The following is a 25,791-nucleotide window of genomic DNA, read 5'->3' as shown; positions in this document are numbered from 1 at the left end:
CGATTATATCGAGCGCTTCTACAACCCGACGCGCCGGCACTCGACGCTGGGCTATCTCAGCCCCATGGACTTCGAGCGGCAAGCGCATGTAGCCTAACTTGGTGTCCATGGGACCGGCAGCAGCTCAGTAACGCAACAACCCGCGCAAATTTGCCACGTGGCGCGGCTCATTCCGAGAGAGATCGCTGACGGCGGATCGAACGATGCGATACCCCTAGATAGCTGTGGGGACAAATTCCGATCGGGGTTTCATCGGCTCCAGTACGTGTTCCGCATAACCGGAACGCGCGAAAGCAATCCCATTGGCATAAGGCAACTTACGCCCATCACTTCCGCTTCATCTTCTTCAGCATGTCCGCCGTCCGCAACGCCGCCTTGCTCGCCTCCGACAGTTCGCCTGGGCCAGTCGGGCGGGTCAAATATCGGTCTAAAGGTCTTAGCTTCCCGGCAGCGACCGTTCCTCCAGCCTCGCGCCCCGCTGAAAATATGCTGATCGTACCATCGGGCGCGATTTCGACCCTTGTGACGCTCAAGCCGGCGGTCTGCATCGCCCTCAACGCGCGGGTTAGATCGGCTTGTCGGAAGGCGGCGGCGCGGGTCACGGCAACGTCACGGTATACAGATGCCCGCTCTCAGTAGCACGATCTAAAGTTATAGGATTTTGTAATCCGGCGTATAGTTAAGCTTTTCCCAAGCGGCCGGATTGTACTCGGACCGTTCGAATTTTTCTCCGGCCCGCAGCCAAACGCACGACACGAACGCACTGCCTTCTTGGATGAAGCCGACACGCTCCACTTCGAAAACCGAAGACTGCGCACCGCTGACTTGGATCGACTGCCCGACCTGCGGAAGTGCGTCGAAATTGAAGTCCTCCCCGCCGAAATCAGAACCGTCAACCGGATCATGCTCTTTCGGAATGAACACGCGGACTTTCATTCTGGCCTCCCAGCAGGAATCAGCGGAGCGTATAGACCCGCTGCAAAAAGGTCGCCGGATCTGTGCCCACAGCTAGGCGTAAAGGCGCTCGTCCATCTTTGGCGCGGGGATGTCGCGACCAAGCTCAGCAGCCGTTTCCAGCCATGCGGCGGCGGCGTCATATCCAGCGGCAAGGGCTTCCTCGGGCGTCTCGCCATCGGCCATGCAGCCCGGTAGATCGGGAGCGGTCGCCAGATATCCGCCGCCAAGGCTCTCCGGCAGCGGGCGCACATCAATCTCGTAATCGTAAGCGCTCATGATTCGCTCCCTACCACAGAGTCGATGAACAACACCAATTTGACGATATAGATGACCTTGATCGGTTTTGCAGCAGGCACCGTTAAAATCTCGTCCTGCGATGGGTGAGAGAGGGTCGCGTGGCTGCTGCCGCCCTTGGGCCGCCGGAGGGATACGCCATATGCGTTTGCCAGCCGCTCGACATCGGCCATCTGCCAATCGTTCTTCGGGTTGGCACGCATCGCCTCCAGAAGCTTCTGGGCGCGGCTCATCAGCCCAACGCCTTCTCAACTAGGCGGCGGATCGCCTCGGGGCGACTGACATAGGGCGGCCCATTCGCAGCGATCCAGGCATCGACCTTACCCAATTCGTCGCCACCCATGCGGACCATGATCGGCGTAGAATCAACCTTTGGCCGGCCACGTTCTGATTTCTTGATATCTTCGTTTGACGCATTCATGATGCTTTGATATCAAGAAATCAGGCCGAAGGGAAGCAGCAACTTCCCATCGGCCCTAACCAAAGAGATCATTAGGAGATCGACATGGCTTTTAGGCCCGTACACGTCGGGCACCGCCCGGCGCAATCTTTGCCGCGCGTTGTGCAGAATCACACCAACATGGCCGCCGCCTCGGCTGCTATCGCCTCCCGGCTGGGCGGTGCAGCATGATCGGCGCGACCACACGCCGCGCGATGCTCGGCGCTATCGCGGGGGTGTCCGTTGTAGCCCTCGCCGGCGCCGCACTGGCGAATCACTCCCATGCGAGCGAATGGGACGCCGCCTTGAGCGACTACCACCAGAAGAAAGCCACCGCCGAGCGGATGGGCGCCACCGACGAAGACGGCGTTGACGCCGCTGTCGATGCGTACTGCATGGCTATGGACCATCTGGTCGAGAATGTCCGCGCCCCGACCTTCGCCGCCCTCACCTACAAGATCGAGCTGGCGAAGGAGCGGTGGACAGACTTCCCAATGCCCGAAGAATGGCTCAATGCCTTCGCGGCTGACATTCGGAAGCTGGCGGCGATCGGCGCCACGATCGGCGGTGTCGCATGAGCGCCGCCTACGTGACCGATCCGCCGAAAGCGCGCTTCGAAGGCGACGTGCTATGGCTCGATCTCCGTTCCGGCAAGGAAACCATGAGCTTCGCGCTGACGCGTAATGCGACGCTGCATCTGTTTCAGACGGTCAACCGCGAGGTGCCGCGAATGTTTGACGAGCCTCAGGCCGAGATAGTCCCGTTCGAGAAGCAGGCGCGTAAGCCACGCGCCAAGGCGGTGCGCTCATGACCGAGCAATGCAATCGCTGCCGGTTCTGGCAAGTGGACAAGGCTACTCTCGCGGCAGGCGATCCCTGCGGCGAGGACATCGCCTTCGGTCGCTGCCGGCGCAACGCTCCCGTCGTGATCGGCGCGCTCGCCGCTCTCGGCGTGCCCCGAACCCCTTGGGGACGCGATACCGACATGGAAAGCGAAAGCCTGTCGTCGATGCAGGTCCACCTCGCCACTCGCCAGCCGGTGACGGAAAACGTGGACTGGTGCGGCGAGTTCCGCGAGGCATGCAGGGAGAACGTGTGATGACCACTGAACAAACGACTGCCTTGCGGCGCATCATGATCGAGGCACACCAGTTCGGCAACATGCTTAAGTTGCTCGGTGCCGGCTCGGAGGTGACGGCCGAAACGCATCTGCTGGAAGATAGCCTCGATGTCTGTGCGGCAATCGCCAAGCGGATCGGGTCTGATATTGGCGCCTTACTGCCGAACAACTGATACACGCCCGGCTCGCTTGATTGGCGCGCCGGGCGTCATCGCTTCTCGGCAGCCAAGCGACTTCCTGCCGACCACCTAGGGTGTGTATCGAACGCACACCCTTTCAGAGATCTTCGGTAAAAAGCGCCCCCCCCTCGATCGGGGGTATACCCAAAACTGGACACACCCAAGGGTGTCGGAGATTACGACACCCTTGGCGGCGTTGCTGCCGCCGTAAACCCTCCCATGCCGATACCGAACATGCCGCCGCATGGCACTACAGCGCGGCTACACCAACCGGCGGCCCATGCCGACCGACTTCCCCGAAATGTTCGTCCTACTGGGTCACAAGACGATTGAGGACCATTACGCCTGCGGCATCGGCACGGTGAAGCGGTGGATGCGCGAGTATGGCGAAGCGGAGTTGATCCAGCTTCGACGGGGCTACCTGCGCAAATTGTATGCTTCGAAGGGCTTCCGCAAATCGCCGGGCAGACATGCCGGCGTCAGATTCGGCGGCTTCCCCGAGATGGACGCGAACGACCCTGCCCTCGCCTTCATGCCCGTGCGTCAAAGCCGCCGGCCGTGGCGTGAAGATGTTTGGGTGCCGGTGAATGGCAGCAAGCCGAAGCCGGACGAGTTCGGCGCTTTGCCCATCCATGAACCCACTTCAAGCCCCGTGGGTGCTGCGTGGTTACATGAGGAAAATGGGGGAGTGGATTTCTCCACTCCCATCCCGCCTAACCCTTTGAAAAGGTTTGGTGCACCCGGAGCGATTCGAACGCCCGACCCTCAGATTCGTAGTCTGATGCTCTATCCAGCTGAGCTACGGGTGCGTGGGAGGTCGCCTTTAGATGCGCTTTTTCAGGGACGCAAGTGCGTTGCGCGATTCTTTTGCGCGGCATAGAGCGATTTCCATGAAAAACCGCCGCGCCACCGCCGTTTCCGCCCTGCTGCTGACAGCGCTGCTGTCGAGCGGTTGCGCCCAGACCGTCTCCCCCTATCCCTCGCTCCAGCCACGCGCGATCGAGCGGCGCAGCGATACCGAACCGACCGAGGCGGCCGCCGCTGCCGCCACGCCCGATGTCGCGCTCGAAACCCTGCTCGCCGCCAAGGCGAAAACCTTGGCAGATACCGATTCGGCGTTCGCCCCGGCCGCCGACAGTGCGGAACGCGCCGCCAAAGCTGCACGCGGCGGCGCCGTCGGCAGTGATCGCTGGATCGCGGCGCAGACCGCGCTCGCCAAGCTCGATGCGTTTCGCGCGACCACGTCGGCGCTCGTCACCGATCTCGACGAACTCGCGATCGGCCGGGCGCGCGACGCCAAGCCGCCCTACCCAGCCCTCGATTCGTTGAAAGGCCGCGGCGACGCGCAGCTCACCGCCGAGATCAACCGCATCGCGGAGATCCAGGCGCTGCTGCCAGCCGCCTGATCCGGGTTCGCTTACGCGGGCCGGTCGATCGCGTAGCTGACGGTCTCGCGGCGCGGATCATCGATCGCGAAGTTCGGATGATCGAATCCGCCCAGCCGCACCATGCCGAGCCGCTCCATCAGCGCGCGGCTCGCATGGTTCTGCGCGGCGGTGATCGCGACGATGCGCGCAGCGTCGCTATTCGCCCAGCCCCAAGCGAGGCTCGCCTGCGCCGCCTCGCGCGCATAGCCTTGCCGCCAGTGCGCCGCCGCCAGCATCCAGCCGACTTCGACCTCGCCCGCGATCGGCGTATTCTCCGCCCCCGGCTTGAGCCCGCAGAAGCCAATCACCGTACCGCTGTCGCGCAGCACTACCGTCCAGAAACCGAAGCCATGCGACTGCCGATAGCCCTCATGCCGCGCGATTGTCGCCGCGCTGTCCTCAGGCGTCTTGAGCGGGCCGAGATCGGCCATCACGCGCGGATCGCTCCACATCGCATGCAGCGGCGCGTGATCGCCCGCTACGGGCAGCCTGAGCACGAGCCGGGCCGTCTCGATCATGCGCCGAGCAGGCGCGCCGCGTGGAGCGCGTGATAGGTCAGCACGCCCGAGCAGCCGGCGCGCTTGAACGCGATCAGCGTCTCCAGCACCACCGGATCGCGCTCGGCCACGCCAGCCGCAACCGCCGCCTCGATCATCGCATATTCGCCCGACACCTGATACGCGAACACCGGCACCTGGAACTCGGTCTTCACGCGCAGGATGATGTCGAGATAGGGCAAGCCCGGCTTGACCATCACGCTGTCGGCGCCCTCGGCGAGATCGAGCGCGACCTCGCGCAGCGCCTCCTCGGCATTGGCCGAGTCCATCTGGTAGGTCTTCTTGTCGCCTTTGAGCAGCCCGCGCGAACCCACCGCGTCGCGGAACGGGCCGTAGAAGCCGCTGGCATATTTGGCGGCATAGGACATGATCTGGACGTTGACCCGGCCCTCACCCTCCAGCGCGTCGCGAATCTGGCCGATGCGCCCGTCCATCATGTCGCTCGGCGCGATGATGTCCGCCCCCGCCGCCGCCTGATTGAGCGCCTGCCCGACCAGCATTTCGGCGGTGGTGTCGTTCACCACATAGCCGGCCGCGTCGACCAGCCCGTCATGGCCGTGCGCGGTATAGGGGTCGAGCGCGACGTCGGTCAGCACGCCGATTTCGGGCACCGCATCCTTCAGCGCGCGGGTGGCGCGGCACATCAGATTGTCGGGGTTGAGCGCCTCGCGACCGTCGTCGCTGCGCAGATGCGGCGGCGTGTTGGGGAACAAGGCGATGCACGGAATGCCGGCGTCACGCGCCTCCTTCGCGCGCGCGACGATGCCGTCGATCGACCAGCGCGAGACGCCCGGCAGCGTCGCAATCGGCTCCTCGATGCCCTGCCCCTCGGCGATGAACAGCGGCCAGATCAGGTCGGCGGGGGTCAGCACCGTCTCGGCATGGAGGCGGCGGCTCCACGGGGTCGAGCGGGTACGGCGGAGGCGAAGCGCGGGATAGTGACTCATGCCCGCCCAGATGCGCGCTCAGCCGCTCGGGTGCAACCGTCCGGCGGGTTCCGAGGTGGCGTGCGCGCCCTCCTTCGCTTCCTCTTCATGCGAAGGCACGGCGAGCACCGCATCGCGCCACTTTCCGTAGCGGAAGTACAGGCTGGCCAGCACCAGCGACACGACCGAACTGGACGGGAACGCCCACCACAGGGCATCCGCGCCGAGCAGCGGCTTGCCGAGAATCGCGATGCCGACGCGGAACGGGATCAGTGAGGCGATGAGGATCAGCAGCGGCGCGAGCGTCGCGCCATTCGCGCGCACCGTGCCGAAGATCACCATCGTCGCGCCGAACATCAGGAAGGTCCAGCTCGAGATGAGCTGGATATGCCGTGCGATCGGGATCGCGGGGCTATGGCTGTCGATGAACAGGCCCATCAGCGGCCGGTCGAACAGGATGATCGCGGTGATGACGACGAGCGTGATGATCGTGTTGTAGAGGATGCCCGAGCGCGTGATCTTGCCGACCCGGTTCCACAGCCCGGCGCCGATGTTCTGCGCGGCCATGCTGCTCACCGCCGCGCCGATCGCCATCGCCGGCATCTGGATGTAGTTCCAGAGCTGCTGCGACACCGCATAGGCGGCCGCCGTCTCGACCCCGAGCCGGTTGACGAGTCCGATCATCGTCAGCCCCGATACCGACATCACCAGCATCTGCGCCGCCATCGGCACGCCCTTGGCGACGATGATCCGCACCAGCGCGGGATCGGGGATCAGCCATTTGAGTTCCGCGCCGCGCAGCCGGATCGGCAGATCGCGCGCATAAATGTAGATGAGGAGACCAATCGCCGACACCGCCGACGCGATCAGGGTCGCGGTCGCCGAGCCGGCGATGCCCATTTCCGGGAACGGCCCGATGCCCCGGATCAACAGCGGGTTCAGCCCGGCGTCGATGCACGCGCTCAGCACCATGAACCACATCGGCGTCAGCGCGTCGCCGGTGCCGCGCAATCCCATCTGGATCAGCAGGCTCAGCATCGACAGCGGCAGTCCGAGGAAGATGACGCGCAGATAGATCAGCGCCAGCGCCTGCGCTTCGCCGGGCGTCGCCATCAGGCGAAGGATATCGGGCGCGAAGACATAGCCCAGCACCGCGATCACCACCGCAGCGGCCACCACCAGCCCCACCGCCGACCCGAACGCGCGCCGCGCGCCCTCGATATCGCGCCGCCCGATCGACTGGCCGATCAGGATCGACGCGGCCATGCCGAAGCCGAACACCGCGCCGAAGCTGAGAAACATCACGATCGTGGCGTTCGAGGTCGCCGCCAGCGCACTCTCGCCGAGGAAGCGCCCGACCCAGATCGAATTGATCGATCCGTTGAGCGTCTGAAGGATGTTCGAAGCGAGCGTCGGCAGCGCGAACGCGAGCAGCGTCCGCCCGATCGGCCCGGTCGTCAGATCCCTGCCGTGACCTTTCGGCGGCTGTGCCACACGCATCCCCTCATTGCTGCAGGCGGCGATAAGCGAGACGCTACGATTCTCAAAGAGAGGAAGCGAAAAAGCCCTCTCGCCTCCGGGGAGAGGGTTGGGAGAGGGGCTGTCCAGCAGCGCAGCGCGCGCGACTGCCCCTCTCCTAAATCCTCTCCCCAGCGGGGAGAGGACTTCCCACGCTCAACCTCAACCGTTCACCCCAACCGCGCCAGCGCCGCCGTCAGCCGCTCGGCCTCGGCTGCCTTTTCGGCATGATCCGCCCGCGCCTTCTCGACCGCCTCGGGCTTGGCCCGCTCGACGAAGCTCGCGTTACCAAGCCGCCCGGCCAGCGCATCGCGCTCCTTCTCCGCCGCCGCGATGCCTTTGGTCAGACGCGCCCGCTCGGCATCGAGATCGATCACGCCGGCGAGCGGCAGCACGAAGGTCGCCTCGTCGATCACCACCTGCGCCGCGCCGCCGGCGGGTGCCTCGCCCTCGGCCACGTCGATCCGCGCGAGCCGGGCGATCACCGCCTGCTGGCGCGCGATTCGGGCTTGCGTCTTCGTGCCCGCATCGCGGACGTGGAACGGCATACGCGCGCCGGGCGCGATGTTGAGTTCCGTCCGCGCCGCGCGCACCTCGCTCACCAGCCGGATCAGCCAGTCGATCTCCTTGCTCGCCTCCGGGTCGATCGCGCGCGCATCGGCCATCGGCCATTTGGCGACGATCAACTCGCTCTCACGCGCGCCAGTCTTCGACCAGAGTTCCTCCGTGATGAACGGCATGAACGGGTGGAGCAGCACGAGGATCTGGTCGAGCACCCAGCCCGCCACCGCGCGCGTCTCGTCGGCCTCCGGGTTCCCCTCCCGCTCGCGAGTTTCAGGTGAACGATGCCCCGCATCGTTCAGGTCAGGCTGGGAGCCTGACCGACCTGAAACTGGGTTAGGGGAGGGCGTGTCCGCAAGCGCCGCAGTCTCGTCGACAGCCCCTCCCCCGGCCCCTCCCGCAGGCGGGAGGGGAGAGAGGATCGGCTTAATGAGTTCGAGATACCAGTCGCAGAACCGGCTCCACGCGAACTGATAGACCGCGTTGGCGGCGCCATCGAAGCGATAGTCGGCCAGCGCGAGATCGACCGCCTGCACCGTCTGGATCGTCTCGGCGATGATCCACTTGTTGACGGCCAAGTCCGCGCGCGGCGCCTCCAGAGTGGTCGATGCGGTGATGCCGTTCGCCTGGCAGAAGCGCGCCGCGTTCCACAGCTTGGTCGCGAAGTTGCGATAGCCCTCGACGCGCTTCTCATCCATCTTGATGTCGCGGCCCTGGCTTTCCATCGCCGCCATGAAGAAGCGTAACGCATCCGCGCCGTATTTGTCGATCAGCCCGAGCGGATTGACGACATTGCCCTTCGATTTCGACATCTTCTGCCCGTCCGCCGCGCGGACGAGGCCGTGCAGGTAGAGTGTGCGGAACGGCACGTCCTTCATGAAGTGCAGCCCCTGCATCATCATGCGCGCATCCCAGAAGAACAGGATGTCGAACCCGGAGATGAGGACGTCGTTGGGGTAGCGCCCTTTAAGCCCTCTCCCCTCCGGGGAGAGGGTTGGGAGAGGGGCAGTACCGGGCGCTGCGCTGCTGGACAGCCCCTCTCCTAAATCCTCTCCCCGGAGGGGAGAGGACTTTTCGGTCTCGGGCCAGCCGAGCGTCGCGAACGGCCATAAAGCGGAGGAGAACCAGGTGTCGAGGACGTCGCTGTCCTGCCATATGTACAGAATGTACTCTTCGTCAGTCTTTTCTTTAAAAACCGCTTCAGCCCAACTCGACACTATTTCTATTCGATTATAGTTGTAATGCTCCCGCGCAAGGGCAAGCACAGCTTCCTCGGTTTCACCGACAAAAACCGGGCCATCGCTGCCGCCAAGTCGAAGATTTTTAGAATAAATCGGCCTCGGTCCCAATGGACCGTCGTCAATCGATGGCCCAAACCAAGCCGGAATCCGGTGCCCCCACCACAATTGCCGCGACACGCACCACGGCTGGATATTCTCCATCCAGTTGAAGAACGTCTTTTCCCACGTCTTCGGCACGATCTTGATCGCGCCCGAGCGCACCGCCTCGATCGCCGGCTTCGCCAGCGTCGCCGCATCGACATACCATTGGTCGGTCAGCCACGGCTCGATCACCACGCCCGAGCGGTCGCCGTAGGGCGTCTGGATCGTGCGCGGTTCGAAATCGTGCTCGGCGTCCTCCTTGTCGAGATGCGTGACGAGGAAGCCCAGTTCCTTCATCCGCTGCACGACGAGTTCACGCGCGCCATCGACCTTGTCCTTGCGGAACCGGTGAAGCCCGATGAACTCGGCCGGCACCTTGCCATCGGCGGTCTGCACGACATTGGCGGCGGCATCGAGCATGTTGAGCATGTCGCGCGCCTCGATGCCGGCGCGCTTGCCGACCTCGAAATCGTTGAAATCATGCCCCGGCGTGATCTTCACCGCGCCAGACCCCAGTTCGGGATCGGCATGGTCGTCCGCGACGATCTCGATACGCCGGCCGGTGATTGGCTGGTCGATGAACTTGCCGATTACAGATTGGTAGCGCGGATCGGCGGCATTTACCGCCACCCTCATATCGGCAAGCATCGTCTCGGGCCGCGTGGTCGCGACGACGATGTGATCGCGCCCGTCCGCCAGCGTCACCCCATCGGCGAGCGGGTAGCGGAAGTGCCAGAAACCGCCCTTGATCTCGCGCGTCTCGACCTCGAGGTCGGAGATGGCGGTGCCGAGGCCGGGGTCCCAGTTGACCAGCCGTTTGTCGCGATACAGCAGGCGCGAGCCGTCCGGCTTAACGGTGTTGTAGAGATCGACGAACACCTTGAGGACGGCCTTCGAAAAGCCCTCGTCCATCGTGAAGCGTTCGTTCTTCCAATCCATCGAGCAGCCGAGCCGCCGCAATTGCTGCGTGATCTCGCCGCCGCTCTCGGCCTTCCACGCCCACACCTTCTCGACGAACTGCTCGCGTGTGTAATTGGTGCGCTTGTCCTGCGAGAGCCCCATCTGCCGCTCGACCACCATCTGCGTGGCGATGCCGGCATGGTCGGTGCCGACCACCCAAAGCGCGTCCTTGCCCTTCAGCCGAGCGTGGCGCGCGAGGATGTCCTGCAACGTATTGTCGAGCGCGTGGCCGATGTGCAGCGAGCCGGTGACGTTGGGCGGCGGGTTGACGATCGTCCACGGCTCGGCGCCGGGGCGATCGGGGCGGAACAGGCCGTTCTCCTCCCAATGCGCGTACCAGCGCTGTTCGATATCGGCGGGGTCGAAGGTTTTGGGAAGTTCGCTCATGCTGGCAGCGTTTAGCCGGACGTGGGCAAATTAAAAGGGCGGCGCGCACCCGATCGGTGCGCAAGCAACCTGTACCTAAGCCTACAGACACATTCAGCATCGATACGAATCGCGCGGCCTAAAACCGCAATACCGATCAACGGACAGAGGATGGTACGATGAAAAGCTTCAAGATCGCCGCCGCGCTCGGCCTGATGGTGGCAGGCCTCGGCATCACGACCAGCGCCTCGGCGCAGGATTACGGCCGCGATCATCGCGGTTACGACCATCGCGACGATCGTCGTGACTATCGGGGCGACCATCGCGGCTTCCGTGGTGATCGTCGTGACTGGCACGGCGAGCGCCGCGGCTATTACGGCGGCAACCGCGGCTATGGCAACGGCTGGGGCCACGGCGGTCGCGATTGCCGGACGACCTGGCGCCATCACCGCCGCGTGACGGTGTGCTACCGCTAAAATCTTCTGAAGGGCGGCGGAGCGATCCGCCGCCCTTCCTGTATCAGTCGCCGGTCAGAATACGGTCGACCAGTTCCTTCACCGTCGGCACAAAGCCGTTCGAGTAGAACGGATCGCGCTTGAACTGATACGCGCCGTGCCCGGCGAACATCAAATTCTGCTCGACATCGCCGCCATGCGCGATGTCCTGCAAGGTCTTCTGGATGCAGAAACTGCGCGGATCGGCCAGCCGTCCGGTCGAATTGGTCTCGCTATCCGCCCAGGACGAGAACGAACACTGGCTGAGGCAGCCCATGCAATCGGACTGATCCTTGCGGATCACGCCCTTCTCTTCGGGCGTCACGAACACCAAAGTATTGTCGGGCGTCTTCAGCGCATCGGTGAAGCCAGCGCCAAACCACTGCCGCGCGCGCAGCAGATCGTTGCGCGTCACCCAGAAGTTCTTGCCCTTCACCCCGACATCGAGCTGGAAGATGTGATCGCCCGCTTCCTGCGTCGAAAACGCGATCTGCCGCTCCGATCGCGCTTCGAGGTGGCGGAGGAACGGGTTGCGCACCGCGCTCGAATAGAAGCCGGTCGGCGAGAAGCGGTGGAGCAGCACCTCGCCTTCCTCGATATTGGTGAGCCGTGCCTTCCACGCTTCGGGAATCGGGCTTTCCTTGGTCAGCAGCGGGCGCGTGCCGAACTGGAACGCGATCGTACCGAGTTCGGGATTGTCGATCCAGTCGCTCCAGTCGCGCAGATACCAGACGCCGCCGGCCATCACGATCGGCACGTCGTCGGAAATGCCGCCCTCGCGCATCGTCTCGCGCAGCGCCTTCACGCGCGGGTACGGATCTTCGGGCTTGCGTGGATCTTCGGCGTTGGACAGGCCGTTGTGGCCGCCGGCCAGCCACGGATCTTCATAGACCACCGCCGACAACCACTCGGACGCCTTGGAATAGGCGCGTTTCCACAGCGCACGGAAGGCACGGCCCGAGCTGACGATCGGCAGATAGCTGACGTCGTAGGACGAGGCGATCTCGGACAATTTGTACGGCATGCCCGCGCCGCAGGTCACGCCGGCGACGAGGCCGCGCGTGCGCTCCAGCACGCCATGCAGGATTCGCTGGGCGCCGCCCATCTCCCACAGCACGTTGATGTTGATCGCGCCCTTGCCGCCGGCGATGTCGAACGCGCGGCGAACCTGCTGGACGGCGCCTTCGATCGCGAATTCGATCAGTTCCTCATGCCGCTCGCGGCGGGTGAGCGATCGATAGACCTGCGGGATGATCTTGCCATCAGGATCGTAACTATCGGCGTTCACTGCGGAAACGGTGCCGATTCCGCCAGCCGCCGCCCAGGCGCCCGCGCTCGCGTGATTGGTCGCGGCCACGCCTTTTCCGCCCTCCACCAACGGCCAGACTTCGCGGCCGTTATAGATGATGGGCTTCAAACCTTTGAACACCGATATCTCCCGATAGAAAACGCGCCGACACAAAACTGGCGCGTGATATAGCGATTTGGCAACGCTTGACGAGACAAATAGGTCTCAGCCGAGACAACCGGGCCTGCCGAGTGCCCCGGAATAGAGCGCCGCATAGCGCGCGATCATCGTTGCCTCGTCATATTCTGCAACCGCTTTAGCCCGATTCTGCTCGCCGAGCCAGACCCGCGCCGAGGGTTCGGCACCCGCGATCGCCTGCAACGCGTCGCGAATGCGGACCTCGTCGATGGCATTCTCGATATAGGGAAGGTTGCCCGGCGCGACCATGTTGGGAATGTCGCCAACCGGCGGCGCGACGATCGGCAACCCCGCCGCCATCCCTTCGATGATCGAGATCGGCGATTGTTCGCTCTGCGACGACAGCGCCATGATGTCGAACAGCCCGACGTATCTGTGAGGCTCGGGCAGGAAGCCCGGCATAACGAGCTGGTCCGCCAGCCCCATCGCCTCGGCCGCGTCGAGGATCGCCTGCCGCTCCGGCCCCTCGCCGACGATCACCAGCCGCGCGCGCGACGCCATCCCGCCAACCGCGCGCACCAGCAGCGGCAGGTTCTTGACGGCACGCAACCCGGCGAGCGTGCCGATCACGATCTCACCCGGCTTGCGGCGGAAGCCGGGGATCGCGTCGGGCTTGGGCTTCACCGCATAGCGCGCGGTGGCGATGCCGTTGCCGATGCGGTGGACACGGCTTTCCGGCTGTTTCCACGTCTTGAGCGCGATCGTCTCCAGCGTGACCGAAGGCACCGCCAGCGCGTGCGCGGCGCTGAGCGCGATGCGGCGGTAGATGTTGCGCTGTGGCTTGAGGCCCTGCGCCTCGTCCTCGTTGAAACCGTCCTCATGGTGGACGACCGGCGGCCCCTTCATGCCAGCCACGCGCCGCGCCATCACCCCGTCGATGCCCCCCCAATTGTAGGTCAGCACCAGGTCGAAGCGGCGCATGTAGCGCGTGATCGCCTCATACCGCGCGACCGAAGGGCGGCCGCTCAGCGGGGGCGGGTTCTGCGCGATCTCATAGGCGATGCCGGGCGCGATGGCGTCGCGCGCGCCGTACTGGTCGGGCATCGCCGAGACGATCGTGTGCCGCGCGCGGTCGCCGAACGCGTTCATCAGCCGCACCGCGCGCGCTTCCTTGCCGCCAAGGCTGAAGCTGGAATGGAGGTGGAGGATGTTCACCGCAGGCATCCCCCGCCCCTGCCCGCTTTCGTGGGCCGCTTTCAAGGCTCAGGCGGAAAATTTCGCTTTGTCGACATGCGTGATGCGGCAGGCGAGATCAGCCTCGCCACTCGCCACGACATAATGGTCGCCCGCGTCGGCGATGCCGGTGGTGAACACCACATTATCGAGATACATCAGCTCCTTCATCGGCTCGGTCAGTTCGGGCGCCGGCTCCAGCAGCGGCGCATCGCTGGTCGCGACCACCAGCGACGGGTCATCGCGGTCGAGGATCGACCAATAGGTGCGATAGATGCCGACCACCCCCGACGGCTCGACACCGTGCCACAGGGTCAGCCAGCCACGCTCGGTCAGCACCGGCGGCGCCCCGCCGCCCATCCGCGCGGTGGCGAGCGTCGCCGCGTGCGGGCGGATGCCGGGCTTGTCATACGGCTTCCAGTGAAGCGCGTCAGGCGACGACGCCAGATTGATCGACGGCCCCGCGCGCCATTCGCTGCCGGGCGGATAAGCGAAATAGAGATCGCCGAGCGGCCGCGTCTGCGCGAAATATTTGTCGCCGATCTGCCCTTCGAAGATCAACATGTCCTTGTTCTGATGATCAAGCACGATGCCTTCGAGCCGCCAGTCAAGCGCATCGTCCGATGTGTAGAGCGTGGTCGCATGCCGCTCGGGACTGACCGAACAGGTCGTCATCAGATAGCGCTCGCCGACCCGCGTGATCCGCGCATCCTCGACGCCGTAGCATTGGTACGGCGCACGCGGCGCGATCGCGCGGTCGTAATGCACCGCCACCACCTTGGTGCCGTCCGCCGACAGTTCGACCGGCAGCAGCCACGACAGCGACGTCAGCGCCATCACCTTCCAGCCGCCGCCGCGCATCATGAACTTGCGCGGATCGGCGGTATCGACGTGTTCGAGCGGCCAGGGATCGAGCACATAGCCGCCATCCTCCCACCGGATCGCGTGAATATGCTGATCGACGATCGGATGCCTGAGCGCCTCGGCGACGCGCACCATCAGCAGCAGATTGCCGTTGCGCAGCCGGGTCATGCCGGGGTTGAACGCGCCCAGCACATAGGTCTCGGCAGCGACCTTGCCCGCGAGCGGCGAGCGCGCGAGATCCACGTCGCGCGGATCGAACACGATCTGGTCGAACGCCATGCTCACTCGCCCTCGCTCATGCGCGGCGCGACGACGATCTGCTGCACCACCGCGCGGCGCGGCTGGGTCAGCGCGTAATGCACCGCGACGGCGATATCTTCGGAGCGAAGCATCTTTTCCTCGCGCACCATCTGCTTCTGCTTCTCCGCATCCATGTCGGGATAATGCATGTCGGCCTGGGTCAGCGACGGCTCGACCAAGGTCACGCGGATATTCTTAGGCCCGAGTTCCTTGCGCAACGCCTCGGCGAAGCCGGCGATGCCCGCCTTGATGCCGGCGTAGACGGTCGATCCCGGCCCGAGCACATGAGTCGACATCGATCCGATCAGCACGATGTCGCCGCCACCCTCGCCCATCGCCTCGACCGCCGCGTGCGCGCTGGTGAGATAGGCGGTGAAATCGACCGCGATCGCGTACCGCAGCTCGCTATCGCTCATGTCGGTCAGCCCCTCGGCCGGGATCGCGGCGTTGATGACCGCGACGTCGAGCCCGCCAAGCCAGTCGCTCGCCGTCTTGACGTAGCGTTCCGGCGCGCCCGGCTCGCCGAGATCGACATTGGTGCCGGCGCCGGTCCCGACTTCGCTGATCCGCCCGACCGCGTCGGCGAGATGCTCGGGCGTGCGGCCGCAGACGTGCAAGCGTGCGCCTTCGCTCGCCAGCAGCACCGCGATGGCGCGGCCGATCCCCGTGGTGCCGCCGGTGACGAGGATACGTTTGCCGGAAAGACCGGACACGGCGGTATGCGCGTCGGCGAGGTTGAGCATGCGAAACTCCCGTTTACGATACGGGAGAGACGGTTCAGGCCGCCACCGGTTCCCCGATCCGCGCCAGCAACCGCTCGATCGCGGCGACCGCGACCGGCTCGGACAAGGTCGGCGCGTGTCCCACGTCGGCCACGGTGACGAGTTCCGCCTGATCGAGCATCTCGGCCATCCGCATCGCGGTCGGGCTCGACAGCAGATCGGACAGCGCACCGTGGACGATCAGCGTCGGCACGTCTTCCAGCCGCGCCAGCGCGCGCCACATATCGGGTCCGGCCTCGTTGCCCGGCACGCGGAACGGCTCGGCGATCTTCATGTCGTAATCGAGCACGACGCGGCCTGCACTGTTCACCCGGTACAGCCGCTTGGCCATCACCAGCCAATCCTCGATCGTATAGCCGGGGAAGGCATCGGCATTGGCTTCCGCCACCGCGCGCGCGGCGTGCATCCACGTCGGCCAGGTGTTCGACTTGCCGACATAGCCGCGAATCCGCAGCAGCCCCGCCGGCTCGATCTCCGGCCCGACATCGTTGATGAGCGCCCCCGCCAGCCGCTCACGCGCCGCACCCGCCAGCAGCATCGTCAGAATGCCACCAAGCGAAGTGCCGAACGCGACGAAGCTCGATACCCCCAGCTCGCCGAGCAGCGCCTCGATGTCCTGAACATAGGTCATCGGCACGTAGGTCATCGGGTCTTTGGCATAGGCACTCTCGCCGCGCCCGCGCAGATCGATCGCGATCACGCGCCACTCACCGGCGAGGCGCGCGGCGACATCCTCGAAATCGCGCGCATTGCGGGTCAGGCCCGGGATGCAGACGATCGGCGGGCGATCCTCGCGGCCCGGATAGTCGCGATAATGCAGCCGCAGCCCGTCGTTCGACCACCAGTATCGGTTTTCATAGGCGGGCATGGTTGCGTCCTCGGCTGTGGCGCACCCATATCGCGGCATGAACGAAACGCTACAAGCCTATCGCCCCGATCCGCGCATTCTGGATTTGGGCGACGCCTTCTACGATCCCGTCGCGGCGGCGAACTTCCCCGAAACGCGGCTGCGCTTCCGCAACGATCGCGCCGCCGGCGAGATCGGGCTGGACGCGCTGAGCGATGCCGAATGGACCGGGCATTTCGGTCGCTTCACACCACTGCCCGACAATCTCCCGCAGCCGCTCGCGCTGCGCTACCACGGCCACCAGTTCCGCTCGTACAATCCAGACATCGGCGACGGGCGCGGCTTCCTGTTCGCGCAGATGCGTGATCGAAATGACCGGCTGATGGACCTCGGCACCAAGGGCAGCGGCCAGACGCCGTGGAGCCGCTTCGGCGATGGCCGGCTCACGCTCAAGGGCGGCGTACGCGAAGTGCTCGCGACCGAAATGCTGGAGGCGCTCGGCGTCGAAACCTCGCGCAGCTTCTCGCTGATCGAAACCGGCGAGGCGCTGGAGCGCAACGACGAACCCTCACCGACTCGCTCGGCGGTGCTGGTGCGGCTCAGCCACGGCCATATCCGTATCGGCACGTTCCAGCGGCTCGCCTATCTGCGCGATGCCGAGAACATGGAGCGGCTGATCGGCTACGTCCTGCGCAACCTCTATGGCGAGGAACCCGGCACCGAACCGGCGACTCGGCTGCTCGATCTGGTGGTGCGGCGCACCGCGAAGCTGGCCGCCAGCTACATGGCGGCAGGGTTCGTCCACGGCGTCCTCAACACCGACAACATCAACGTCACCGGCGAAAGTTTCGACTACGGCCCGTGGCGTTTCCTGCCAACTTGGGACCCCGCCTTCACCGCCGCCTATTTCGACCATTCCGGCCTCTACGCCTTCGGCCGCCAGCCCGAGGCGATCCATTGGGATGCGATGCAACTCGCCGTGGCGCTCCGCACGGTCAGCGAGTCGGCGCCGCTGATCGCGGTACTCGAAACCTTCGGCGATCAGTATCAATCCGCCGCGAGCGAAGCGATCCTGTGGCGACTCGGCCTCGTCCCGCGCGGGCCGGAGGAGGATTCCGCGTTGATAGGCGCGGTCGAGCGCGGCTTGCGCACCGAGATGCTGCCGGTCGATCGCTTCTTCTTCGACGCGTTCGGCGGCCATTTCCCCGACAGCGACGCCTTCGCCGAGGCCCGCACGCGCGCCGCGCCTTATGCCGCGCGCAAATCCCGCGACCATGCATATTGGCGCGACGACACCCCCTGCGCGATGGTGATCGGCGAGGTCGAGGCGATCTGGTCGGCGATCGCCGATCGCGATGACTGGTCGCTGTTCACCACCAAGATCGCCGCGATCCGCGACATGGGCGCGGCGCTCGCATGATGCGGAGGCGGTGGATTCCCGCACCGAACTCGGGCAAAGGCACACGCGATGTCCGCGTCTGAACTCCTCTCCTTCGAACCGGCAACGAACGCCGAACTCTGGCGTGGCCAGTCCGGCGATGTCGATGCCGAAGTCGCCATCGCGCGCGAAAGCTGGGCAAGCTGGGCCTCCCGCCCGCTCGCCTATCGCACCGAGGCGTTGCGCCGCTTCGCCAACGTCGTGCGCCGCCGCGCCGATGCCTTCGCCGATCTGATCGCGCGCGAAACCGGCAAGCCTTTGTGGGAAGCGCATACCGAAGTCGAAACGGTCATCGCCAAGGTCGATATCTCGGTCAAAGCCTATGCCGAGCGTACCGCCCAGCGCCGGCTCGACGCGCCGATGGGCAGCCGAATCGCGCTGCGCCACAAGCCGCATGGCGTACTCGCGGTGCTCGGGCCGTATAATTTCCCGGCCCACCTGCCCAACGGCCATATCGTGCCCGCTTTGCTCGCCGGCAACGCCGTGGTGTTCAAGCCGTCCGAGAAGACCCCTGCGGTCGGCCAGTTCCTCGTCTCGTGCTTCCACGAAAGCGGCGTGCCCGAAGGCTGCGTGCGGCTGCTGCTCGGCGGCCCGGACGAGGGCAAGGCGCTCGCCGCGCATGACGGGATCGACGGGCTGCTGTTCACCGGCTCGGCCCGCACCGGCATCGCGCTCAACCGCGCCTTCGCCAACCGGCCCGAGAAGATCCTCGCGCTGGAGATGGGCGGCAACAACCCGATCGTCGTGTGGGAATCGCCCGACATCCACTCGGCGGCGGTCATCATCGCGCAATCGGCGTTCATGAGCGCGGGCCAGCGCTGCACCGCCGCGCGCCGGCTGATCGTAGACGAGCGCGTCCACGATCAACTGATCGATACGCTCAATACGTTGGTCGGCCGCATGATCGTCGATGAACCGCATGCCAAACCGGCGCCGTTCATGGGTCCGGTGATCGACAACGAATCGGCCGATCAACTGAGCGAAAGCTTCCTTGAGCTGATGATCCGTGGCGGCCGCCCGATTCGCCATCTCGAGCGGCCCAAAGCCGGGCTGCCGTTCCTCCTGCCCGCGATGATCGACACCACCGACATGGCGGAGCGGCCCGACATCGAGCTGTTCGGGCCGATCCTTCAGGTGATCCGCGCCAAGACGTTCGAGGATGCGATTACCGAGGCGAACAACACGCGTTACGGCCTGTCGGCGACCTTGCTCAGCCAGAACCCGGCGCTGTACGACCAATTCTGGGCGAATGCGCGTGCCGGCATCGTCAACTGGAACAAGCCGACCAACGGCGCCTCGTCAGGCGCACCGTTCGGCGGCATCGGCTGGTCGGGCAACCACCGCCCGAGCGCCTATTATGCGGCGGATTATTGTGCGTATCCGGTGGTTTCCAGCGAAGCCGAGCAGGCGCGCGCCAGCATCGGCGTTGGTCTGCGCGACGCCTGAGCACGGCTCGTCGCATCATGCCGGCGGCGTGCGACGAGCCGCGGAACCTCCCAGTCGGATAAGCGATTGAGCGATCGTGACGACTGAAACCACCGACTCGACCCGCTCTCCGCGCTCCGACAAGCTCCGCCAGCAGGCCAGCAATTGCCTGTCGATCGCCGTCCGCGAAAAGGCTCCCGATTTCGCCGCCGAGCTGATCGACGAAGCGATCCGCCTCGCCCGGCGCGCGCGCGAACTGGATACGCCCAAGCGCTGAGTGAAAATCGCGGCGACCGCCGCCCTCCCCGTTCCCCCGCGAAAGCGGGGGTCCAGAGCCAAGCAGCGCACCGCCGCCGGGTGCGCCCAAGCAAGTTTCCCTACCCGCCGCAAAAGCAGGCTTCGGTTGTGCCGCCCCGCCAATTCGCGCATCGGGCGAATATGGCTACGCTGCTAGACCCCAACGCGCGCGGGCGCGTCATCCTTGTCGGCGCGGGACCGGGTGATCCCGGCCTGCTCACCGTTCGCGCGGTCGAGGCGCTCAAATCCGCCGACATCGTCGTCCATGACGGGCTGATCGACCCGCGCGTGCTCGATATCGCCCCCGCATCGGCACAGCGCATCTCGGTCGCCAAGCGCCGTGCGCGCCACACGCTGCCGCAAGAGTCGATCAACGCGCTGATCATCGCGCATGTGAGGACCGGCGCGATCGTGGTGCGTTTGAAGGGCGGCGACCCCTTCATCTTCGGGCGTGGCGGCGAGGAGGTCGAGGCAGTGCGCGCCGCCGGCCTGCCGGTCGAGGTGATCCCCGGCGTGTCGGCCGCGCTCGGCTGTGCAGCGGAAGCGATGCTGCCGCTCACCCACCGCGACTATTCGAGCGCGGTCAGCTTCGTCGCGGGCCAGTGCAAGGGCCTCGCCGATCAGGACTGGTCCGGCCTCGCCGGCAAGGGCCGCACGCTCGTCATCTACATGGGCGTCGCGACCGCCACCGACATCGCCGACAAATTGATGCGCGACGGCGTCGCCCCCGATATGCCGGTCGCCACGCTCGAACGCGGCACGCTCGCCGGCGCGCGCGCGCTGCGCACGCTGCTCGCTGATCTCGGTGCGATGATGGAGCGCGAAAAGGTGGCAAGCCCGGCCATCATCGTTGTAGGCGAAGTCGTCGATCTGTCCGACGCGCAAGATAGGCTCGGGCGTTGGGCAACGGTTGCTGAGGGGACGTTCGCGTGAAGCTGCTGACGGGGAATGACTTGCCGACCGGCGACGTGATCTGGTGGACCGGCTCGGGCTGGTCGCGCCATATTGCCGAAGCCGCCGATGTCGGCGCCGAGGGCGAAGCGCTCGCCAAGCTCGAAGAGGCCGCGCGCCGCGTCAACGGCCCCTATGTGATCGAGGCGACCGCAACCCCGCAAGGCCCCCGCCCCGCCCACATCAAGGACCGCGTCCGCGCGCTCGGCCCGACCGTGCGGATGGACCTGACGCTCGCCCCCGAGGCATCGCCGCAGGTGGTGCTGTGATGGTTCACGCGGAGGCGCGGCGGCGCGGAGAAGGTTTGTTCGCGCAGAGGCGCAGAGGACGCAGAGAGAGAGTCGCGCGCGGCAGCGCGCTTGTTTTCACCTCGATTGTTGCAAGGTCTTCCGCTCGCATCGTTGCGCCAACACCTCTGCGCCTCTGCGCGAACCCACTCTCTTTCTTCTCAGCGCCTCCGCGCCTCCGCGTGCAAAAAATCAGGGCTTTCTGATGTACCAGTACGACACTTACGACCAGTCGATCGTCGATGCCCGCGTCGAGGAATTCCGCGATCAGGTGAAGCGCCGCCTTTCGGGCGAGATCACCGAGGATCAGTTCAAGCCGCTCAGGCTGATGAACGGCCTCTATCTCCAGCTCCACGCCTATATGCTGCGCGTCGCGGTGCCGTATGGCACGCTGTCGGGCACGCAGATGCATATGCTCGCGCATGTCGCGCGCAAATATGATCGCGGCTACGGCCATTTCACCACGCGGCAGAATATCCAGTTCAACTGGATCAAGCTCGACGAAGCACCCGACATCCTCGCCGAAATCGCGAAGGTCGAGATGCACGCCATCCAGACCAGCGGCAATTGCATCCGCAACATCTCGTCTGACCAGTTCGCCGGTGCCGCCGCCGATGAAGTCGCCGATCCGCGCCCCTGGGCCGAATTGCTCCGCCAGTGGAGCACCTTCCACCCCGAGTTCACCTATTTGCCGCGCAAGTTCAAGATCGCGGTGATCGGCGCCGACGAGGATCGCGCGGCGATGCGGCTGCACGATATCGGCATCCAGTTGCTCAAGCGTGACGGGCAACTCGGCGCGAAGATTTTCGTCGGTGGCGGCATGGGCCGCACGCCGATGATCGGCCCCGAGATCAAGGACTTCATCACCGCCGATGATCTGATGAGCTATCTGGAGGCGTGCCTGCGCGTCTACAATCGCTACGGCCGGCGCGACAACATCTACAAGGCGCGCATCAAGATCCTGATCCACGAGATCGGCGCGGCCGAATATGCCCGCCAGGTCGAGGAAGAGTTCGCGCATGTGAAGACGCTCGGCATCGACCCGCCGCTCGCCGAGCTGGAGCGGATCAGCGCCTTCTTCGCGCCGCCCGCGTTCGATGGCGACGCGCCCGACACGCTCGACCGCAGCGATCCCGATTTCGCGGTGTGGGTCGATCAGAACGTGCGCCCGCACAAGCAGCCCGGCTATGCGATCGTCACGATCAGCCTCAAGCCGACCGAAGGCATCCCCGGCGACGCCTCCGCCGCCCAGATCGACGTGATGGCCGATCTTGGCACGCGCTATTCGTTCGACGAACTGCGCGTGACCCACGCGCAGAACATCGTCCTGCCGCATGTCCGCAAGGCCGATCTGTACGCCGTCTGGCAGACACTCGACGCGGCCGGCCTCGCCACCGCCAATCTCGACCTGATCGGTGACATCATCGCCTGCCCCGGCCTCGATTATTGCGCACTCGCCAACGCGCGCTCGATCCCCGTCGCGCAGAAGATCGCCAACCGCTTCGCCGATCTCCAACGCCAGCGCGACCTCGGCGAATTGAAGCTCAAGATCAGCGGCTGCATCAACGCCTGCGGACACCACCACGCCGGCCACATCGGCATCCTCGGCGTGGATAAGAAGGGCATCGAGAATTACCAGCTCTCGCTCGGCGGGTCGGGCGCGGAGGATGCCAGCATCGCCAAGATCACCGGCCCCGGCTTCGACGAGGACGGCATCGTCGATGCAGTCGAGACGGTCACCAACGTGTATCTTGAGCGGCGCGAGGCCGGCGAGCGGTTCCTCGATACGTACCGCCGCGTCGGCATGGAGCCGTTCAAGGTGGCGCTCTATGGGTGATCTTACCGTCACCCCAGCGAAAGCTGGGTTCTCCTGCGGCTCCTGCCATGCCCTCCCCAAGAAGACCCCAGCTTTCGCTGGGGTGACGGATCGTTGAAAATGACCGACTCCCCCCTACGCTTCCGCGACGACGCCCCGCACGAGGAGCCCGCCGTCACGCTCGACGCCTTCCTCGGCCAGACCAACGCCACCGCCGTTCGCATCGAGCCGGGCGACGACGTCCGCGCGCTGCTGCCGCATCTCGGCCAGCTCGCGCTGATCGAGATCGCCTTCCCCGCCTTCCGCGACGGACGCGGCTATTCGGCGGCGCGTATCCTGCGCGAAGCCGGCTACACCGGCGAGCTGCGCGCCGAGGGCGACGTGCTGGTCGATCAGATCCTGCCAATGCGCCGCTGCGGCTTCGATAGTTTTGCTCCCCGCACTGAAATCGATTCTGCCACGCTGAAAGCCTCGTTGTCGCGCTACGACCACGTATATCAGGGGGCGGCCGATGGAGCCGTGCCTGTTTGGAAATTACGTCATGGCCAGCCTCGCCCGTAAGCTCGACATCATCGACACACGCCCCGCCTTCACCCAGGCCGATGCCGACGCGCTCAATGCGCGCTTCGCTGGCGTCGACGCGCAGACGATGTTGACGACAGTGTTTGCGGAAGGGCTGCTGGGGCGCATCGCGGTGGTGTCGTCGTTCGGCACCGAAAGCGCGGTGCTGCTCGATCTTGTCGCCAAGGCCGATCCGAGCGTGCCGGTGATCTTCGTCGATACGCTCAAGATGTTCCCGGAAACGCTCGCCTATCGCGACACGTTGGTGCGGCAACTCGGCCTGCAAAGCTCATGGGCGGTCGAACCCGAACCCGCCGTGATCGCCGCCAAGGACGAAAAGGGCCTGCGCTGGTCCTACGATCCCGATGGCTGCTGCGAAATCCGCAAGGTCGAGCCGCTCAAGCGCGCCAAGCAGGGTCTCGATAGCTGGATTTCAGGACGCAAGGCGTTCCAGTCGAGCACGCGCCAGAACATCGCCCGCTTCGAAATCGAGGACGGTCGCCTCAAGATCAACCCGCTGGGCGACTGGGTGAAGGCCGATCTCGAAGCCTATTTCACCGCGCACGATCTGCCCCGCCACCCGCTCGAAGCCGACGGCTACCTTTCGGTCGGCTGCCAGCCCTGCACCAGCAAGGTGATGCCCGGCGAAGACCCCCGCGCCGGCCGCTGGCGCGGCTGGGAAAAGGTCGAATGCGGGATCCACGTCGCGGAGAAGCCCGGCGAAGAACCGGTGTTCTGACCGCGCGTTAGCGACAGGCCCACACGTCACCCCAGCGCAAGCTGGGGTCTCTCGCGGCAAGGGCACCCGCCGCCACCACGAGACCGCAGCTTACGCTGGGATGACGGTCACCTTCCCTCAATACCCGACATAATCGCTGAACCGCGTGAACATCGGCTCGAACTTGAGGATCACCTTGCCGGTCGCGCCGTGGCGCTGCTTGGCGACGATGAACTCGGCAAGGCCGAACACCCTCTCCATCTCCAGCATCCATTGCGCATGGTCCTCGTGAATTTTCGCGCTATCACCGTCAACCGGACGCTTCGGCTCCTTGGCGGCGACGTAATAATCTTCGCGGAACACGAACATCACCATGTCGGCGTCCTGCTCGATCGATCCCGATTCGCGCAGATCCGAGAGCTGCGGGCGCTTGTCCTCGCGTTGCTCGACCTGACGGCTGAGCTGCGACAGCGCGATCACCGGCACGTTCATGTCCTTGGCGAGCGTCTTCAGCCCGCGCGAAATCTCCGAGATTTCCTGCACACGCCCGTCGCCCGAGGCCTTGGCGGAGCCGGTCAGCAACTGGAGGTAATCGACCACCACCAGCCCGATCTCGTTGTTGTGACGGCGCTGGAGCCGCCGCATCCGGGTGTGCAGCGCGGCGATCGACAGGCCGGCGGTATCGTCGATGTAGAGCGGCAGATTTTCCAGCTCGGCGGCGGCGGCGGCGAGTTGGTTGAACTCCGTCTTGCTGATCTTGCCCATGCGCAGTGCCTCGCCGCTGATCCGCGCCTGCTCGGCGAGGATACGCGTGGCGAGCTGGTCCGCCGACATTTCGAGGCTGAAGAACGCGACCTTGGCGCCGACCGATTCGCTGTGCGGCATCCCGTCGGCACGGTCGCGCATATAGCGTTGCGCCGCGTTGAAGGCGATGTTGGTGGCGAGCGCGGTCTTGCCCATGCCCGGACGCCCGGCGAGGATCATCAAATCCGAATGGTGCAGGCCGCCGATCTTGCCGTTGATCGAATCGAAGCCGGTGGTGATGCCCGACAAATTGCCGCCCGAATTGAGCGCGCGCTGCGCCATCTTCACCGCCAGCGTCGTCGCCTGCGCGAAGCTCTTGACCGCGCTCTCGCTGCCGCCGTCGGCCGCGACCTTGAACAATTCCTCCTCGGCCAGTTCGATCTGCGCGCGCGGATTGACCTCCTCCGAAGTGTCGAGCGCGCGATCGACGAGACTGCGCCCGACCGTCACCAACGTGCGCAGCATGGCCAGGTCGTAGATCTGCGTCGCGAACTGGCGCGCGCCGATCAGCCCGGCGCCGCTGCCGGTCAATTGCGCGAGATAGCCGGGGCCGCCCAATTCCTTCATGCCGGGATCGGCATCGAACAGCGGCCGCAGCGTTACCGGCGTCGCCAGCATGTCGGTGCCGCGCAGCTTGCGAATCGCCGCGAAGATGCGGCCGTGCAGTGGCTCGAAGAAATGCTCCGGCTCAAGCTTGTCGATGAGATCGTCGGCGAGCCGGTTGTCGATCATCATCGCGCCGAGCATCGCCGCTTCGGCCTCGACGTTTTGCGGAAGGGCGATCGCCTCGGCGGCGGGCGGTACGGGGGTTGCGAATGCGGTTGCCATCGCCGCTCTGTACGCGCCGCATCCTCACTCTCAAA

General features: G+C 65.3%; 29 protein-coding genes and 1 tRNA gene. 15 read left to right on the top strand and 15 right to left on the bottom strand.

Annotated elements, in window-relative coordinates; all coding sequences use genetic code 11:
* A partial coding sequence (locus tag EWE75_RS26155) for an IS3 family transposase (protein ID WP_345789384.1) occupies positions 1 to 97 on the top strand: 97 nt, incomplete at its 5' end.
* Between the two features lie 554 nt (positions 98 to 651).
* Here EWE75_RS26155 and EWE75_RS13600 read toward each other — a convergent pair.
* From EWE75_RS13600 to EWE75_RS13585, 4 genes are all read right to left on the bottom strand, one after another.
* Entirely contained in the window at positions 652 to 936 is a 285-nt protein-coding gene (locus EWE75_RS13600) for a hypothetical protein (RefSeq protein ID WP_130158355.1), read from the bottom strand.
* A 72-nt stretch (positions 937 to 1,008) separates the two neighbouring features.
* Positions 1,009 to 1,233, bottom strand: a complete 225-nt coding sequence (locus EWE75_RS13595) for a type II toxin-antitoxin system HicB family antitoxin (protein ID WP_130158353.1) — start codon at positions 1,231 to 1,233, stop codon at positions 1,009 to 1,011.
* Positions 1,230 to 1,484: a type II toxin-antitoxin system HicA family toxin gene (locus tag EWE75_RS13590; RefSeq protein ID WP_130158351.1), complete on the bottom strand. Its 255-nt coding sequence runs from the start codon at positions 1,482 to 1,484 to the stop codon at positions 1,230 to 1,232. Before EWE75_RS13590 ends, EWE75_RS13595 begins: the two co-directional genes overlap by 4 nt.
* A complete protein-coding gene (locus tag EWE75_RS13585; RefSeq protein ID WP_130158349.1) occupies positions 1,484 to 1,672 on the bottom strand; it encodes a ribbon-helix-helix domain-containing protein in 189 nt (62 codons plus the stop codon). The genes EWE75_RS13590 and EWE75_RS13585 overlap by 1 nt, the downstream gene beginning before the upstream one ends.
* 206 nt (positions 1,673 to 1,878) lie before the next feature.
* Between EWE75_RS13585 and EWE75_RS13580 the strand changes: the two genes are divergently transcribed.
* Genes EWE75_RS13580 through EWE75_RS13565 form a run of 4 tightly spaced genes read left to right on the top strand, consistent with a single transcriptional unit; the run spans position 1,879 to position 2,982 of the window.
* Complete coding sequence (locus tag EWE75_RS13580) at positions 1,879 to 2,268, top strand: hypothetical protein (protein WP_130158347.1); 390 nt, start codon at positions 1,879 to 1,881, stop codon at positions 2,266 to 2,268.
* Positions 2,265 to 2,501: a hypothetical protein gene (locus EWE75_RS13575; RefSeq protein WP_130158345.1), complete on the top strand. Its 237-nt coding sequence runs from the start codon at positions 2,265 to 2,267 to the stop codon at positions 2,499 to 2,501. Before EWE75_RS13580 ends, EWE75_RS13575 begins: the two co-directional genes overlap by 4 nt.
* Positions 2,498 to 2,788, top strand: a complete 291-nt coding sequence (locus tag EWE75_RS13570; RefSeq protein WP_130158343.1) for a hypothetical protein — start codon at positions 2,498 to 2,500, stop codon at positions 2,786 to 2,788. The genes EWE75_RS13575 and EWE75_RS13570 overlap by 4 nt, the downstream gene beginning before the upstream one ends.
* A complete protein-coding gene (locus tag EWE75_RS13565) occupies positions 2,788 to 2,982 on the top strand; it encodes a hypothetical protein (RefSeq protein ID WP_130158340.1) in 195 nt (64 codons plus the stop codon). The genes EWE75_RS13570 and EWE75_RS13565 overlap by 1 nt, the downstream gene beginning before the upstream one ends.
* Positions 2,983 to 3,720: 738 nt before the next feature.
* Here EWE75_RS13565 and EWE75_RS13560 read toward each other — a convergent pair.
* A tRNA-Arg gene (locus EWE75_RS13560) sits at positions 3,721 to 3,797 on the bottom strand.
* Positions 3,798 to 3,878: 81 nt separating this feature from the next.
* Between EWE75_RS13560 and EWE75_RS13555 the strand changes: the two genes are divergently transcribed.
* Positions 3,879 to 4,394, top strand: coding sequence for a hypothetical protein (locus EWE75_RS13555; RefSeq protein WP_130158338.1), 516 nt, complete (start codon positions 3,879 to 3,881; stop codon positions 4,392 to 4,394).
* An 11-nt stretch (positions 4,395 to 4,405) separates the two neighbouring features.
* Here EWE75_RS13555 and EWE75_RS13550 read toward each other — a convergent pair whose 3' ends face one another.
* From EWE75_RS13550 to EWE75_RS13530, 4 genes are all read right to left on the bottom strand, one after another.
* The gene (locus tag EWE75_RS13550; RefSeq protein WP_130158335.1) at positions 4,406 to 4,933 is read right to left on the bottom strand and encodes a GNAT family N-acetyltransferase; all 528 of its coding nucleotides are present in this window, start codon (positions 4,931 to 4,933) and stop codon (positions 4,406 to 4,408) included.
* Positions 4,930 to 5,919, bottom strand: coding sequence for a porphobilinogen synthase (hemB, locus tag EWE75_RS13545; RefSeq protein ID WP_130158333.1), 990 nt, complete (start codon positions 5,917 to 5,919; stop codon positions 4,930 to 4,932). Before hemB ends, EWE75_RS13550 begins: the two co-directional genes overlap by 4 nt.
* Positions 5,920 to 5,937: 18 nt before the next feature.
* Positions 5,938 to 7,398 (bottom strand): MATE family efflux transporter, encoded by a 1,461-nt coding sequence (locus tag EWE75_RS13540; protein ID WP_130158331.1) that lies wholly within the window; start codon positions 7,396 to 7,398, stop codon positions 5,938 to 5,940.
* A gap of 188 nt (positions 7,399 to 7,586) precedes the next feature.
* Entirely contained in the window at positions 7,587 to 10,706 is a 3,120-nt protein-coding gene (locus EWE75_RS13530; RefSeq protein ID WP_231708344.1) for a valine--tRNA ligase, read from the bottom strand.
* Positions 10,707 to 10,864: 158 nt separating this feature from the next.
* Here EWE75_RS13530 and EWE75_RS13525 point away from each other — a divergent pair, with 158 nt between their 5' ends.
* Positions 10,865 to 11,161 carry a hypothetical protein gene (locus tag EWE75_RS13525; RefSeq protein WP_130158329.1) on the top strand — a complete coding sequence of 99 codons (297 nt, stop codon included), beginning with the start codon at positions 10,865 to 10,867 and terminating at the stop codon, positions 11,159 to 11,161.
* A 43-nt stretch (positions 11,162 to 11,204) separates the two neighbouring features.
* Here the strand turns inward: EWE75_RS13525 and EWE75_RS13520 are convergent, their stop codons facing one another.
* From EWE75_RS13520 to EWE75_RS13500, 5 genes are all read right to left on the bottom strand, one after another.
* On the bottom strand, positions 11,205 to 12,608 hold the full coding sequence (locus EWE75_RS13520) for an NAD(P)H-dependent flavin oxidoreductase (RefSeq protein ID WP_130158326.1): 1,404 nt from the start codon (positions 12,606 to 12,608) through the stop codon (positions 11,205 to 11,207).
* Between the two features lie 84 nt (positions 12,609 to 12,692).
* The gene (locus EWE75_RS13515) at positions 12,693 to 13,829 is read right to left on the bottom strand and encodes a glycosyltransferase family 4 protein (RefSeq protein WP_130158324.1); all 1,137 of its coding nucleotides are present in this window, start codon (positions 13,827 to 13,829) and stop codon (positions 12,693 to 12,695) included.
* A gap of 39 nt (positions 13,830 to 13,868) precedes the next feature.
* On the bottom strand, positions 13,869 to 14,981 hold the full coding sequence (locus EWE75_RS13510; protein ID WP_130158321.1) for a glycoside hydrolase family 130 protein: 1,113 nt from the start codon (positions 14,979 to 14,981) through the stop codon (positions 13,869 to 13,871).
* A 2-nt stretch (positions 14,982 to 14,983) separates the two neighbouring features.
* Positions 14,984 to 15,745, bottom strand: coding sequence for an SDR family oxidoreductase (locus EWE75_RS13505; protein ID WP_130158319.1), 762 nt, complete (start codon positions 15,743 to 15,745; stop codon positions 14,984 to 14,986).
* 34 nt (positions 15,746 to 15,779) lie between these two features.
* Positions 15,780 to 16,652 carry an alpha/beta fold hydrolase gene (locus EWE75_RS13500; RefSeq protein ID WP_130158317.1) on the bottom strand — a complete coding sequence of 291 codons (873 nt, stop codon included), beginning with the start codon at positions 16,650 to 16,652 and terminating at the stop codon, positions 15,780 to 15,782.
* Between the two features lie 37 nt (positions 16,653 to 16,689).
* On the opposite strand from EWE75_RS13500, the gene EWE75_RS13495 reads away from it, so the two are divergent.
* The 8 genes from EWE75_RS13495 to EWE75_RS13460 all read left to right on the top strand — a co-directional run bounded on the left by EWE75_RS13495 (position 16,690) and on the right by EWE75_RS13460 (position 24,145).
* The gene (locus EWE75_RS13495; RefSeq protein WP_130158315.1) at positions 16,690 to 18,051 is read left to right on the top strand and encodes a protein adenylyltransferase SelO; all 1,362 of its coding nucleotides are present in this window, start codon (positions 16,690 to 16,692) and stop codon (positions 18,049 to 18,051) included.
* 48 nt (positions 18,052 to 18,099) lie between these two features.
* The gene (gene astD, locus EWE75_RS13490; RefSeq protein ID WP_130158313.1) at positions 18,100 to 19,515 is read left to right on the top strand and encodes a succinylglutamate-semialdehyde dehydrogenase; all 1,416 of its coding nucleotides are present in this window, start codon (positions 18,100 to 18,102) and stop codon (positions 19,513 to 19,515) included.
* A gap of 76 nt (positions 19,516 to 19,591) precedes the next feature.
* A complete protein-coding gene (locus EWE75_RS13485; protein WP_130158311.1) occupies positions 19,592 to 19,771 on the top strand; it encodes a hypothetical protein in 180 nt (59 codons plus the stop codon).
* A gap of 161 nt (positions 19,772 to 19,932) precedes the next feature.
* A complete protein-coding gene (cobA, locus tag EWE75_RS13480; RefSeq protein ID WP_130158309.1) occupies positions 19,933 to 20,724 on the top strand; it encodes a uroporphyrinogen-III C-methyltransferase in 792 nt (263 codons plus the stop codon).
* A complete protein-coding gene (locus EWE75_RS13475) occupies positions 20,721 to 21,011 on the top strand; it encodes a DUF2849 domain-containing protein (protein WP_130158307.1) in 291 nt (96 codons plus the stop codon). The genes cobA and EWE75_RS13475 overlap by 4 nt, the downstream gene beginning before the upstream one ends.
* A gap of 223 nt (positions 21,012 to 21,234) precedes the next feature.
* Entirely contained in the window at positions 21,235 to 22,866 is a 1,632-nt protein-coding gene (locus EWE75_RS13470) for a nitrite/sulfite reductase (protein WP_130158305.1), read from the top strand.
* Between the two features lie 99 nt (positions 22,867 to 22,965).
* Positions 22,966 to 23,406, top strand: a complete 441-nt coding sequence (locus EWE75_RS13465; protein WP_130158302.1) for a DUF934 domain-containing protein — start codon at positions 22,966 to 22,968, stop codon at positions 23,404 to 23,406.
* Positions 23,387 to 24,145 carry a phosphoadenylyl-sulfate reductase gene (locus EWE75_RS13460; RefSeq protein ID WP_130158300.1) on the top strand — a complete coding sequence of 253 codons (759 nt, stop codon included), beginning with the start codon at positions 23,387 to 23,389 and terminating at the stop codon, positions 24,143 to 24,145. Before EWE75_RS13465 ends, EWE75_RS13460 begins: the two co-directional genes overlap by 20 nt.
* A gap of 117 nt (positions 24,146 to 24,262) precedes the next feature.
* Here EWE75_RS13460 and EWE75_RS13455 read toward each other — a convergent pair whose 3' ends face one another.
* Positions 24,263 to 25,756, bottom strand: a complete 1,494-nt coding sequence (locus EWE75_RS13455) for a replicative DNA helicase (protein ID WP_130158298.1) — start codon at positions 25,754 to 25,756, stop codon at positions 24,263 to 24,265.
* Positions 25,757 to 25,791 lie beyond the last annotated feature (35 nt).

Origin of the sequence: Sphingomonas populi (assembly GCF_004208535.1) — a bacterium.
Taxonomy (GTDB): domain Bacteria; phylum Pseudomonadota; class Alphaproteobacteria; order Sphingomonadales; family Sphingomonadaceae; genus Sphingomonas; species Sphingomonas populi.
Note: the sequence above shows the minus strand (reverse complement) of the source record. Positions and strands in the feature narration are given on the sequence as shown.

Coding starts and splice junctions, on each gene's coding strand:
- EWE75_RS13585 (WP_130158349.1), bottom strand. CDS start 1,672: ATGAATGCGTCAAACGAAGATATCAAGAAATCAGAACGTGGCCGGCCA.
- EWE75_RS13505 (WP_130158319.1), bottom strand. CDS start 15,745: ATGCTCAACCTCGCCGACGCGCATACCGCCGTGTCCGGTCTTTCCGGC.
- EWE75_RS13530 (WP_231708344.1), bottom strand. CDS start 10,706: ATGAGCGAACTTCCCAAAACCTTCGACCCCGCCGATATCGAACAGCGC.
- EWE75_RS13510 (WP_130158321.1), bottom strand. CDS start 14,981: ATGGCGTTCGACCAGATCGTGTTCGATCCGCGCGACGTGGATCTCGCG.
- EWE75_RS13460 (WP_130158300.1), top strand. CDS start 23,387: ATGGCCAGCCTCGCCCGTAAGCTCGACATCATCGACACACGCCCCGCC.
- astD (WP_130158313.1), top strand. CDS start 18,100: ATGTCCGCGTCTGAACTCCTCTCCTTCGAACCGGCAACGAACGCCGAA.
- EWE75_RS13555 (WP_130158338.1), top strand. CDS start 3,879: ATGAAAAACCGCCGCGCCACCGCCGTTTCCGCCCTGCTGCTGACAGCG.
- EWE75_RS13575 (WP_130158345.1), top strand. CDS start 2,265: ATGAGCGCCGCCTACGTGACCGATCCGCCGAAAGCGCGCTTCGAAGGC.
- EWE75_RS13455 (WP_130158298.1), bottom strand. CDS start 25,756: ATGGCAACCGCATTCGCAACCCCCGTACCGCCCGCCGCCGAGGCGATC.
- EWE75_RS13595 (WP_130158353.1), bottom strand. CDS start 1,233: ATGAGCGCTTACGATTACGAGATTGATGTGCGCCCGCTGCCGGAGAGC.
- EWE75_RS13540 (WP_130158331.1), bottom strand. CDS start 7,398: ATGCGTGTGGCACAGCCGCCGAAAGGTCACGGCAGGGATCTGACGACC.
- EWE75_RS13570 (WP_130158343.1), top strand. CDS start 2,498: ATGACCGAGCAATGCAATCGCTGCCGGTTCTGGCAAGTGGACAAGGCT.
- EWE75_RS13580 (WP_130158347.1), top strand. CDS start 1,879: ATGATCGGCGCGACCACACGCCGCGCGATGCTCGGCGCTATCGCGGGG.
- EWE75_RS13470 (WP_130158305.1), top strand. CDS start 21,235: ATGTACCAGTACGACACTTACGACCAGTCGATCGTCGATGCCCGCGTC.
- EWE75_RS13565 (WP_130158340.1), top strand. CDS start 2,788: ATGACCACTGAACAAACGACTGCCTTGCGGCGCATCATGATCGAGGCA.
- EWE75_RS13600 (WP_130158355.1), bottom strand. CDS start 936: ATGAAAGTCCGCGTGTTCATTCCGAAAGAGCATGATCCGGTTGACGGT.
- EWE75_RS13550 (WP_130158335.1), bottom strand. CDS start 4,933: ATGATCGAGACGGCCCGGCTCGTGCTCAGGCTGCCCGTAGCGGGCGAT.
- hemB (WP_130158333.1), bottom strand. CDS start 5,919: ATGAGTCACTATCCCGCGCTTCGCCTCCGCCGTACCCGCTCGACCCCG.
- EWE75_RS13465 (WP_130158302.1), top strand. CDS start 22,966: ATGACCGACTCCCCCCTACGCTTCCGCGACGACGCCCCGCACGAGGAG.
- EWE75_RS13590 (WP_130158351.1), bottom strand. CDS start 1,484: ATGAGCCGCGCCCAGAAGCTTCTGGAGGCGATGCGTGCCAACCCGAAG.
- EWE75_RS13515 (WP_130158324.1), bottom strand. CDS start 13,829: ATGCCTGCGGTGAACATCCTCCACCTCCATTCCAGCTTCAGCCTTGGC.
- EWE75_RS13525 (WP_130158329.1), top strand. CDS start 10,865: ATGAAAAGCTTCAAGATCGCCGCCGCGCTCGGCCTGATGGTGGCAGGC.
- cobA (WP_130158309.1), top strand. CDS start 19,933: ATGGCTACGCTGCTAGACCCCAACGCGCGCGGGCGCGTCATCCTTGTC.
- EWE75_RS13500 (WP_130158317.1), bottom strand. CDS start 16,652: ATGCCCGCCTATGAAAACCGATACTGGTGGTCGAACGACGGGCTGCGG.
- EWE75_RS13495 (WP_130158315.1), top strand. CDS start 16,690: ATGAACGAAACGCTACAAGCCTATCGCCCCGATCCGCGCATTCTGGAT.